The 11,331-nt window shown below is 50.5% G+C and carries 12 protein-coding genes; 4 read left to right on the forward strand and 8 right to left on the reverse strand.

The features are described 5' to 3' along the window. The 7 genes from OEW58_13415 to OEW58_13445 form a co-directional block, all read right to left on the reverse strand. Positions 1 to 1,261: ABC transporter substrate-binding protein (locus tag OEW58_13415; GenBank protein ID MDH5302346.1), on the reverse strand; the 1,261-nt coding region annotated here is incomplete at its 3' end. 398 nt (positions 1,262 to 1,659) lie between these two features. After that, positions 1,660 to 2,895, reverse strand: a complete 1,236-nt coding sequence (locus tag OEW58_13420; protein ID MDH5302347.1) for an alginate export family protein — start codon at positions 2,893 to 2,895, stop codon at positions 1,660 to 1,662. Between the two features lie 266 nt (positions 2,896 to 3,161). Continuing rightward, positions 3,162 to 4,379, reverse strand: a complete 1,218-nt coding sequence (gene glgC / locus OEW58_13425) for a glucose-1-phosphate adenylyltransferase (GenBank protein ID MDH5302348.1) — start codon at positions 4,377 to 4,379, stop codon at positions 3,162 to 3,164. A 71-nt stretch (positions 4,380 to 4,450) separates the two neighbouring features. After that, on the reverse strand, positions 4,451 to 4,897 hold the full coding sequence (locus OEW58_13430; GenBank protein MDH5302349.1) for an ANTAR domain-containing protein: 447 nt from the start codon (positions 4,895 to 4,897) through the stop codon (positions 4,451 to 4,453). Between the two features lie 467 nt (positions 4,898 to 5,364). After that, a complete protein-coding gene (gene ssb, locus OEW58_13435; protein ID MDH5302350.1) occupies positions 5,365 to 5,871 on the reverse strand; it encodes a single-stranded DNA-binding protein in 507 nt (168 codons plus the stop codon). 181 nt (positions 5,872 to 6,052) lie between these two features. Further along, positions 6,053 to 6,181, reverse strand: a complete 129-nt coding sequence (locus OEW58_13440) for a hypothetical protein (GenBank protein MDH5302351.1) — start codon at positions 6,179 to 6,181, stop codon at positions 6,053 to 6,055. 45 nt (positions 6,182 to 6,226) lie between these two features. Further along, positions 6,227 to 6,844, reverse strand: a complete 618-nt coding sequence (locus tag OEW58_13445; protein ID MDH5302352.1) for a DUF2231 domain-containing protein — start codon at positions 6,842 to 6,844, stop codon at positions 6,227 to 6,229. Between the two features lie 168 nt (positions 6,845 to 7,012). Here OEW58_13445 and OEW58_13450 point away from each other — a divergent pair, with 168 nt between their 5' ends. The 4 genes from OEW58_13450 to OEW58_13465 all read left to right on the forward strand — a co-directional run bounded on the left by OEW58_13450 (position 7,013) and on the right by OEW58_13465 (position 10,693). After that, positions 7,013 to 7,345 carry a hypothetical protein gene (locus OEW58_13450; protein ID MDH5302353.1) on the forward strand — a complete coding sequence of 111 codons (333 nt, stop codon included), beginning with the start codon at positions 7,013 to 7,015 and terminating at the stop codon, positions 7,343 to 7,345. A 38-nt stretch (positions 7,346 to 7,383) separates the two neighbouring features. Further along, positions 7,384 to 9,150 (forward strand): copper resistance system multicopper oxidase, encoded by a 1,767-nt coding sequence (locus OEW58_13455; GenBank protein MDH5302354.1) that lies wholly within the window; start codon positions 7,384 to 7,386, stop codon positions 9,148 to 9,150. A 10-nt stretch (positions 9,151 to 9,160) separates the two neighbouring features. After that, a complete protein-coding gene (locus OEW58_13460; GenBank protein MDH5302355.1) occupies positions 9,161 to 9,847 on the forward strand; it encodes a copper resistance protein B in 687 nt (228 codons plus the stop codon). Positions 9,848 to 10,060: 213 nt separating this feature from the next. After that, positions 10,061 to 10,693, forward strand: coding sequence for a PEP-CTERM sorting domain-containing protein (locus tag OEW58_13465; GenBank protein MDH5302356.1), 633 nt, complete (start codon positions 10,061 to 10,063; stop codon positions 10,691 to 10,693). A gap of 72 nt (positions 10,694 to 10,765) precedes the next feature. Here the strand turns inward: OEW58_13465 and OEW58_13470 are convergent. After that, positions 10,766 to 11,331, reverse strand: a 566-nt coding sequence (locus OEW58_13470) for a YcnI family protein (GenBank protein MDH5302357.1), incomplete at its 5' end; no start/stop codon positions are given.

The raw sequence follows: 11,331 nt of genomic DNA on the forward strand, positions 1-11,331 counted from the left end.
GGAAGCCCGTCTCGGTGGCAAAGTTAGGAAAATCGGAAGCCTTTAATTTTCCTTCAGCAATCAGCTCTTTGGCCGCCTTTTCGTAGATGTCCGGACGATAAACTTTTTTGGCAATATCCATATACCAGCTATCGGGTTTCGCATCAGGAATCTGGCCCCAGCGACGCATTTGAGTTAGATACCAAACCGCATCGGAGTAGTACGGATACGTAGCGTTGTAGCGGAAGAACACGTTAAAGTCAGGCACCGCACGTTTGTCACCTTTTTCATATTCAAACGTGCCTGTCATTGAATTGGCAATCACTTTGGCGTCAGCACCAACATAGTTAGGTCGCGACAAAATTTTCACTGCCTCTGCGCGATTTCCGTTGTTTTTTTCGTCCAACCAATATGCAGCGCGAATCATTGCCTTGACAACCGCAATGTGGGTATTGGGATTTTCATCCGCCCATTTTTTGCTGACACCAAATACTTTCTCGGGATTGTTTTTCCAAATTTCATAATCGGTAATCACCGGCACACCAATACCTTTGAAAACCGCTTGCTGATTCCAGGGTTCGCCAACGCAATAACCGTAGATCGTGCCAGCTTCCATTGTCGATGGCATTTGCGGCGGCGGGGTTACAGATAACAACACGTCGGCGTTAAGATTACCGGAGGTATCACCTTTTTGTGGAGCATAATAGCCGGGATGAATACCGCCCGCAGCTAACCAATAGCGCAACTCATAGTTGTGAGTAGAAACAGGAAACACCATACCCATTTTAAAGGGTTTGCCTTCATCCTTGTATTTATCAACTACAGGCTTTAACGAATCTGCCTTGATAGGATGCACCGGCTTGCCGTTTTTATGCGGAACGTGTTTTTTCATTTCTGCCCAAACAGCATTGGAAACCGTAATACCGTTGCCGTTAAGATCCATGGACAGCGCAGTTACAATGTGATTCTGAGTACCAAAACCTATCGTCGCCCCCAGCGGTTGTCCCGCCAGCATATGCGCACCATCCAACTCACCATCAATCACCCGATCCAGCAACACTTTCCAATTTGCCTGCGCTTCCAACGTGACATACAGTCCTTCATCCTTGAAGTATCCCTTTTCATAGGCAATGGCCAGCGGTGCCATATCGGTCAGTTTGATAAAGCCAAACTTGAGATCTTCTTTCTCCAGATTTTCAACAGCGTAGCTGGCACTGCTTGGAAACAGTGCTGCGACGCTAACAACCAGTGACGAGATAACTGCGACAGAGGCTTTCTTCATAAATCGATGATGATTTTTTGCCTTCATTTTCTTACTCAGAGACATGCTCTACTCCATTCATTTCGTTTTGCAAAAAAAAACGCCCATTCACTACCACAGAAAAATTCTGTGACGTGAATGGACGCCGTTGTCCATCAATGCAAACCGCCGTTGGCTTGCTGATTAATTTTTCCGTAAGCTCGCCCTACCTCGAGCATGCTCCAAATCGGATAATCACTGAACTCTATTGAGCAATGGCTATGCCAATACCTGTTTTATGTCCGCAACCCCTTGTTGTTCAACAAGATCACATGCCATCGTCTGAAATAGCACTATCTTTCATCCATAAAAAATCCCCGCGTTTGCGGGGATCTGCACTATTTTCGCTCACACTGACTTTGCAAACGCACCAAAATAGTTTATTTGAAGTTTGCCTGCAGCATTAACCAAACCTTGTCGGTATCTGTCTGCCAGGTATCTGCGCGATAGCTGGCGTATTTGGCCATCGCCATGTAGCCTTTGCCAAATTTTTTCGCTGCCTGCAAATTCAACTCATCACCATATCGTGCACTTACCTTGTCGGCGTTGTACTCATGGTAAACCGCAGTTAAGTCAACACCTGACAAATTGCCTCCAATACTGACGTAGCTATCGACCAGACCATTGGCCGGAGTATTTAGAAACTTATCCGCCCAACCATTAAACGCATGTGCGGTTGCCAGTGGCGTACTAAACGCACTACCATCGGCCCCCAGCGTTTCCAACCCAAACTTGGTGACAATACCACTGACTTCCGCCCCCAGTTCCAGCAGGCTATAGTCTGCATCAATCGTTGCAGCGCCTTGCTCGTAGTCGCTTTGACTGGCAAATTCTGCGGTATAAAGGGCTTTCATTGAGTCGTTCAGTTTTGTTCCTCCAGCGAAACGTGCTCCTAGTGTTTTGTTGGATGCCGCAGGTGTGTCGACTAAATCAAGAAAATACCCGTAGAGCGTTATCTTTCCCGCATCAAAACCCTCATAACCGATATTCAGCAAATGCGTTTTGGTATCGATATCACCCTTGCTTGATGTGCCACCAAAGATTCGATTGACGTTGCGTATATAACCGTAAGCAATGCTGGTATCTGCCAACGATCGATTGACCACGGTGAGGCCATCATAGGTTTGCTCATTCTGACGCCAGCCGACGTTGCCGATAAAACGAGCGTTATCGAAAACTACCCTCTGGCGACCGAGCGTCAGCGTCGTCTTATCAATCCCGCTGTAGCTAATATTGACTTGATTAACTTCAGTACCTTCAGGATCAACAACCACCGGATAGCTGGTTTTCGCCGAAGACAAGCCTGTACCATCGTTATATTTAACCTGACCAAGCGCAGTGACATTGTCAAACTCCATAAAAGCGGCAAAATCGTTGAACCCTGCCGTTGCGTAGTTAAGACGCGTGCGCAATGTTGAGGCTGCTGCCTTCTCACTGATGCCCGTCTGATCAACGGTCTCGTAGCGATAGCGCAATTCAACCCCAGCCTTTCCGCCGACAACCGCTTCATAAAGCGGATCTGCATTCGCACTGTTTTGGTAACCCGCCAGTATTGCCAAAGGAAACAGCAGTGCTGGAGTGATATTGAACCGTTTTGTTTTACGTTGTTGCTTCATTGATTTTCCTTCCTGCAGTGCAAAAAAAAACGCCCACCCACCAATGACACAAATTGTGTCTGGTGAATGGACGCCGTTGTCCAAATATTCGCTGCTTAAAATCTCATAACAGCATTTGTTTTATATCAGCACACTATGTGACAAACCACTAACTTGTTGTTTTACCGAAACCAGTGATCAATGAGCTAGATTAATCTGGCGCCAAAAGAGCCACATCAGTGCAACAAACAAATAATAAGCGCATCATTAACGTGCAGAGCGAACATCTAAAATTGATAACCTTTTGGAATAACAACCACACCGCCTGCCGACACATCAAATCGCTTCATATCAACATTGACATCAAATCCAATCACTTCGCCATCTGGAATTTCAACACCTTTATCGATGATGCACTTATTAAGATGGACACCACGACCAACCTTGACGCCTTCAAATAGCAGAGACTCATACACGTGCGATTCATCGCCGACATAAACGTTATTAAACAAAATTGAACGCTGCGCACTGGCACCAGAAATTACCGTTCCACTAGAGACTATTGAATTGATCGCCAGACCTTCACTACCACCATCCCCGGACACCGTGCGCGCTGGCGGATATTGCCCGGAATAGGTGCGAATAGGCCATTCCACCTGATAAAGGTTCATCGGAGGCACCTGATCCAGCAAATCCATATTGGCTTTATAATAGGCATCAATAGTTCCAACATCGCGCCAATAATTGTCTGGAGTAACTCGCCCGGTCTCGCCACCGAATCGGTAGCCAAACACCTTGCTGGAATGAATCATTTTTGGAATGATGTCTTTGCCAAAATCATGAGATGAATTTTCATCCGCATGATCTTCAGTCAACACATCCAACAATCGGTTGGTTGAAAAAATATAAATTCCCATCGACGCTAATGCTCGATCGTTACTGCCAGGCATGGGAGCAGGATTGGCGGGTTTTTCGACAAAACTTTCAATGCACATATTGTCATCGAGCGCCATGATGCCAAACTGTTTACCCTCCTCGAGGGCGACATCCATACAGGCGACAGTGAGATCAGCATCATTTTGCTGGTAAAACGCCATCATCGGCGCATAGTCCATCCGATAAATATGATCACCCGGCAAAATCATAATATGCTCGGCACCACTACGTTGTAGTAGATATAAATTCTGGTAAATCGCATCTGCAGTGCCCGCATACCATCGCTCTCCAGTACGCATCTGCGGTGGCACCAGCGTTATATACTCACCCAACTCCGGATTAAATATCGACCACCCATCACGCACATGTTTCTGCAGAGAGTGTGATTTATATTGCGTCAACACCAAAACCCGACGTATACCAGAACGCAGACAATTGGTAAGAACAAAGTCGATAATGCGATATTTTCCACCAAAAGGAACGGCAGGCTTTGCTCTGTCTTCAGTCAGTGGATGCAAACGTGACCCCATGCCTCCGGCCAATATAATTGCCAACGTTTTTTCCAACATTGTCTTTTCCACTTCCATAGTGTAACAGCCTCATCACCATTGATGAGATATCAGAGCTGCTTCAACGATTTTTAGCCAAACATGTCGGCCACACTGATAATACTTCTCGCCACGTCAGCAAGGCGTTTATTTTGACTCATCGCGGTTTTACGCAGCGTATTGTAGGCTTCATCTTCACTGAAATTTCGCTGACGCATCAAAATACCTTTGGCTCGCTCTATATCCTTGCGTTCAGAAAGCGCTTGTTTACTGGCCAAAATTTCATCCTGCAACAGGCGAAATTGTTCAAAGCGCGCTTGTGCCACTTCCAGAATTGGCTTTATCCGTTCTACTGAAAGTCCATCGATGATATATGCACAAATCCCCAGCTTAACCACATCGGAACTACGAACCACGCCTTCACGCTGCGCAAAAATAACGATAGGCAAGGCATGATGCTGAACAATTTGCCGCAGCGCCTTCATCATGTCGAAAGAAACCGCTTCGACATTAACAATAATCAGCTCTACGTCAACCAACTTTATCCGCCCGGCAATTAGCCAAGATACGTCATTGTTAGAAACAACCCTATTGCCATCATTGACGACCGCCCTGCGCAGGACGTCTGAGCTTGAAAGGGATTCGTCTATGAGCAATACGTTCATGGGTAAACATCTCAAGTCTATTTACCGTCAGACGGCAATAGCTATGCCAATGCTGGAAATTTGAGATAACTGCGTATTTTTATTTGGTTTTATCAAAACAACTCACCCTCCTGGAACAGGGCATAAATTATTTTTTGCACTGATAGCAGGCGAGGATTTGTCTCGCCTGCACCAAAAGAGTGATCGCGCCCCAACACAACAAGCGCTTCTGGAGAAATTGATTTATGGCTGCGGAATAAGAGAGCTTTCCACTTCGTTTTTGTCAAACCGTGACAATTAAAAAAGCCCAGCAGAAACAATATCTACTGGGCTTGTGTTTACAAAACTACGATAGGTGAACTCTAGAACGGGATATCGTCGTCGAAATCGCTAAAATCTACGGCAGCCGGCGCATTATCGCCGTACTGATTTTGCGAAGACTGGGCACCCGCTTTCTGCCGGGATTGCTGCTGCGGCGCGTTCGAGTAGCCTTGTTGCGGCGCTGCACCGCCCATGTCGGCTGCACCGGCTCCGCGACCGTCCAGCATTTGCATTTCGCTGGCAACGATCTCAGTGGTGAAACGATCCTGGCCGTTGTTGTCCTGCCATTTGCGTGTTTGCAGCTTGCCTTCGATGTACACTTTGGAGCCTTTGCGCAGGTATTCGCCGGCAATTTCGCCCAAACGGTTGAACATCACCACCCGGTGCCACTCGGTGCGTTCCTGGTTTTGGCCGGACGCCTTGTCTTTCCACGTTTCGGAGGTAGCGATGGTCAAATTCGCCACTGCTCCACCTGACGGCATGTACCGCACCTCTGGATCTTTACCTAGGTTGCCCACCAAAATCACTTTATTCACGCCACGCGCCATACTGTCACCCTTCACTCCGGAGCCCCATAAGCCCCGGCAATCGCCATAAAATTCAGTCAGTTATCATCAATAATCATGACTTTGCCGCCATTAGCCAGCGCCGCAAAGCCGGTGCTAATAGTCGCATTTTTTGGCCGCCGTTGCCACCACCGAAACCGGCGGGCACGGACATTCCCTGCAATTATTTGCCTGAGAAAAACCGCGATTTGACCAAAAATACCAAACCGACGACCACCAGCGCCCAAAACAGCCAGCCCAGCGGTACATGCCCCAATCCCATTCCCCAGCCTACGTCTTGTTGTGCCATCATGATCCTGTCTCCGTCGTTGCCCCGCCGCCGGCGGGGGTCAAACCATCAGTGCTGGTGGGCACTGCCGTCTTTGTGCAGGTGGATAACCGACTCGCCCGTTTCGCCGCCTTCCTCGCTCATATTTTCACCGTCACCGGCAGGGTGCGAATCCAGATTGTCATGCCCATGACCACCATCGGCGTGATCATGACCCGCGGCATGGTCGTGCTCCGCCGCGTCCGGCAGGGACATTACCCCCAGACCATGGCGATACACCAGCTCAGCGCCGTGCCACGCAGTCGACGCCAACAGGCCACCGGCGACCAACAAGGCCAGCAAAAATGGCGCCGACGCCTCTTTCACCTTCAGGCGCTGCATGAACGACCAAATCGCCAGCGCCGCAAAAAACAGAATCGTCGGCAGCGCCAGATTGCGGTGCTCGATCATCGCCAGGTGCGAAGGGGTGTCATGGGCCACGGTATTGAACGCATAGATGCCGGTGGCACCGGTGAACAGCGCCGCTACCGCCCCCATCCACAGACACCAGCGAGCCACCAGCCGCACATCATTTTGCAGCGCGCCGCCCACCACCTTGGTGAGCAAATGCAGCAGCACCGTCAGCGACAGCAACGCGACGCTGAAATGAACAAACATCGGGTGCCAATTGGGAATTATCTCGGGCATGGTATTTTCTCTTCTAAATTTAAGGTCATAGTGTGCGGCTGGATCAATCCGCCCGTTTAACAGCATAGTCTATGCCGTGGCCAAGCAAAAAACGTCTTGACCAAAACATTCGCTGAACTTTGTTGATGAATTTTGACTCTATAAGCTGTTTTGGACAAAAATGATCACATGCACAACCTTTCATCCAACATGATCCGCATTTCGCTGGCCATTCTGTTACTGTTCAGTACCAGTGCGCAAGCCATGCTCATGACCTCACTGCAAACCAGTGATTCGGTCAGCAGCATGAGCAGCACCGATCACTGTCAGCAGCCAGAGGCCGATGAGCGTCACGCGACCTGCTCGCACGACCACTGCAGTCTGTGCATGATTGCTGTGCCCAATCCACCAACAGCCTCCATTCCGCTACTATCACCACCGCAACTGCCTGCGGTGTCCATGCATAGTTCTGAACAACGCCTCAACAAACTGTATCGCCCCCCCAAACGCTCTGCGCTTTAAGCCTGATCGATTTTTTTATAACCATTTTGGGGATTATCATGACATCCAATGATCGCGTTTCGTCGTTTACCGAAACCCATTTATCACGCCGGCGTTTTGTCAAAGGCGTGGCCGCTGGCTCGCTGCTGTGCGGCCTGGGCGCAAAATTTCCACTGGCCTACGCACAAAATGCAACGCCATATTCCGCCAACATTCTTCAAGGTAATTCCGTTGATTTGCGAATTGCTGCACAGCGGGTAAATTTCACCGGCACATCGGCGATGGCCACCACCATCAACGGCTCATTGCCCGCGCCCACCTTGCGCTGGAAAGAAGGTGAGTTAATCACCATCCGCGTCAACAACCAGTTGCGCGTCGACAGTTCCATACACTGGCATGGATTGATTCTGCCTGCCAACATGGACGGCGTACCGGGACTGAGTTTCGACGGCATCGCCCCAGGCGAAACGTTCACTTACCAATTCAAGGCGCAACAAAGTGGCACCTACTGGTACCACAGTCATTCCGGCCATCAGGAACAAACCGGCCTATACGGTGCGATCATCATCGATCCAAAGGAACCGGAACCATTTCGTTACGATCGTGACTACGTGATTCTGCTGTCCGACTGGAGCGATGAAGATCCGGCGATCACCTTTCGCAAACTGAAAAAACTGGATCACTACTACAACTACAACGAGCGCACCGTGGCTGATTTGTGGCGCGACATCAGCGAAAAAGGCGTGCTGCAAACCTGGCGTGACCGGCAAATGTGGAATCAGATGCGGATGAATGACCGCGACATTTCCGATGTCACCGGCAGCAGTTACACATTTTTGATGAACGGCATGACGCCCGCCGCTCACTGGCGCGGCTTGTTTGCGCCCGGTGAAAAAATCCGGCTGCGATTTATCAATGCCGGCGCCATGACATTTTTCGATGCACGCATTCCTGGTCTGAAAATGACCGTGGTTGCAGCGGATGGTCAGTACGTGCAACCAGTCAGCGTCGATGAATTTCGCATTGCTCCCGGCGAAACCTACGACGTGATCGTCGAACCCCGGGCCAACCAGCCATATTGCGTATTTGCCCAGGCCATCGATCGCTCTGGTTACGCCTGTGGCTCGCTCACGCCCGATGAAAAAATGCTTGCTGCCATTCCCGCCATGGATGCCAAACCGGTACTCAGTCACGCTGACATGGGCATGGGGCACGGCGAACAACATGCTGAACCCGCCGCGCAGTCAACGCACGCTGAACACGGTTCGCACCAGTCTCATGGCAATCATGCAGCGCCATCAAACTCGACCAACAACGGCGTTACACTGGACAGCAACAATCCGCTGATCGACATGATTGCGCAAAATCCGCAATACCGGCTTGATGATCCTGGCGTGGGTTTGCGCAACAATGGTCGGCGCGTGCTGACCTACGCCGATCTGCGCAGCCCCAATCACAATCACCACACGCCCGCGGTGGATCGCGAAATCGTGCTGCAACTGACCGGCAACATGAAGCGCTACCACTGGTCGATTGATGGCATCCCCAGTCATCACGCACCTCCGCTGCAATGGCGCTTGGGCGAGCGTGTTCGCGTCACGTTCATCAATAACACCATGATGAATCACCCCATGCATTTGCATGGCATGTGGAGCGAACTGGAAACCGGCGACGCCATGCGTCTTCCCAAAAAACACACCATCATCGTTCAGCCCGGCGCCAAGATCAGCTACCAAGTCAATGTGGATGCCGCAGGTGATTGGGCGTTTCATTGCCATCTGATGCATCACATGATGGGCATGTTCCGTGTGGTTCGGGTCGCGTAAGGAGAACAACATGAAAATATTACTGACACTGATTGCACTGTTCACCACCGGCTCGGCCTGGGCCATGGACGATGATCCAATGATACTCAAGGGGATGATCAAACATCTGGAACACAGCAACAGCAGCGACGGCGAAACCAGCATGCGCTGGAACGCGCAAATGTGGCTGGGCAACACGCTGAACAAGTTGTGGATCAAATCCGAAGGTGAACACCAGGATGGCATCACCCAGGAACAAAAGCAGCAAGTGCTGTTCAATCGTGCACTGTTGCCGTTTTGGGATGGTCAAGTGGGCATTGCCGCAGAAAAACAGGAAAATCTTGCGGACAAAACCTTGCTGGTGCTCGCCATTCATGGCACGGCCCCCTATTTCATCGAAACGCTCACCAGCGTATTTATCGATGACAAGGGACACAGCAGCGTTCATCTGAAACTCGGCCAGGAATGGATGCTTAGCCAACGCCTGGGATTGGAACCAGAGATGGAACTGGTTGCTCACAGTCATCGTGATGAGCAACATCAAATCGGCAGCGGTTTGAGTCAATGGCAGGCAGGATTGCGATTGCACTATCAGGCCCGTCGCGAACTGGCTCCCTACATCGGCATCGAGGGATTACGCAATCTTGGCGACACCGAAAGGTTGCGCAATGATCGTGGCCACTGGAGTACCGCCATCGGCATCAGCGCCTGGTTTTAACTGTTTGCGGACAGGAAAAATCCTGTCCGCCACTCACTGCAAAACTGTCGATCAAGTTTACACTCGCCACGCAGCACGCGATTCACGCACATGCAGACATTTGAATTGTTTAACAATTTTTATTTGGTCTTAATCTTGCCTAACGCATCCCAGCATACGAAAAATCTGTGTTTTTTTCGTGGGTTACAAAAACAATCTAATCGGGAGAAATCAATGAACGTTACTAAACTGCTCGCCCTCGGCGCACTGCTGCTGGGTTCATCCATGGCTGTTCACGCGGTACCTACCACCGACGTGCAGGAATATTCCAACAACGTAGCAGGTGAGTTTTTCGTTGAGAGTGACGCTCACAAAGAGGACGCGCCCACCTACTATCGTAACGGAAACCAAGATTGGGGCTGGACCCACAATGCCATCGCCGGCTCCGGCTTTAGCAGCATCACCCTAGAAATTTCTGCGTTTGATGTTGATTACGCTGGTACAACTGTTTACCCCGGCGAACGGGATATCATCCAGGCCTTTGACGGCAGTAGCTGGGTAGATCTGGGTTTTCTGGCCGGTGGTAATGACATTTGGCAATTCACCACGTTTGATCTGAGTGGCTACGCTTGGGCAGAAGCACAAGTGAATGCCGGTCTGCAGGTTCGTATGGACATCGACAGCACAAACGTCGGCTGGCAAGTCACCTTGGGCAAAGCCACCCTGGCCGTTGACGGTGGCAACCAAACTTGCGTTCCCACCCCCGGCGTTCCTTGCGGCCCATCGACCGAAGTACCTGCCCCTGCTGCACTAGTGCTGTTGGCACTGGGCCTGTTGGGCATGGGCGCCTTCCGCAAGAAAGCTTAATTTCAGCGGGTTCGCTATAAAAAAACGGGCGCATAACGCGCCCGTTTTTGTTTTCTGCTTTACCCAGCGGGATTATCCCAAACGGCGACGCGTCCGCATCAGCATTAACAGCGCGGCGGCAAGCACAGAGAACCAACCCACCGATGCCAGGGAGGCATTATCCTGCGAGTCATTACGCTCGGCGCTTGCCTTGTTCGCCACCGGATTGGCCACGGGCAAATAGCTGTCGATATCTTCTGCGCTCGGATAAACCTCTACCGTTTCTGCCACGCCGCCACAACTTTCCGGCAATGGATTTTTTGTGTTGTTGCGCACCACGTCAAAATAGGGCGCATAGCCGGCAGAAATCACGTCTGCGGAAAACTGGTTGGTGGGCTCCTTGATCCAGGCATTCATCAACCCTGAATCACAGAACTGCACCACCGGCGTGTAAACGCGCAGCTTGCCGACGCAGCCTTCCAGCTTGGGCAGAGACGCTTTCAGCTCCAGATTTTCGTACATGGAATCGGGTACGAATCCATCCAGCCATTGAATGGCGCGCACATCACCGGATTTTTCACCGTGACTGTAAAAGGTGGGAACATTACCAGGAATGGTGCGAATCGCACCCCAGTCGCCATTCACCCGCGGTTTGATGC

The sequence above is a fragment of the Gammaproteobacteria bacterium genome, assembly GCA_029884425.1.
Classification (GTDB): domain Bacteria; phylum Pseudomonadota; class Gammaproteobacteria; order S012-40; family S012-40; genus JAOUHV01.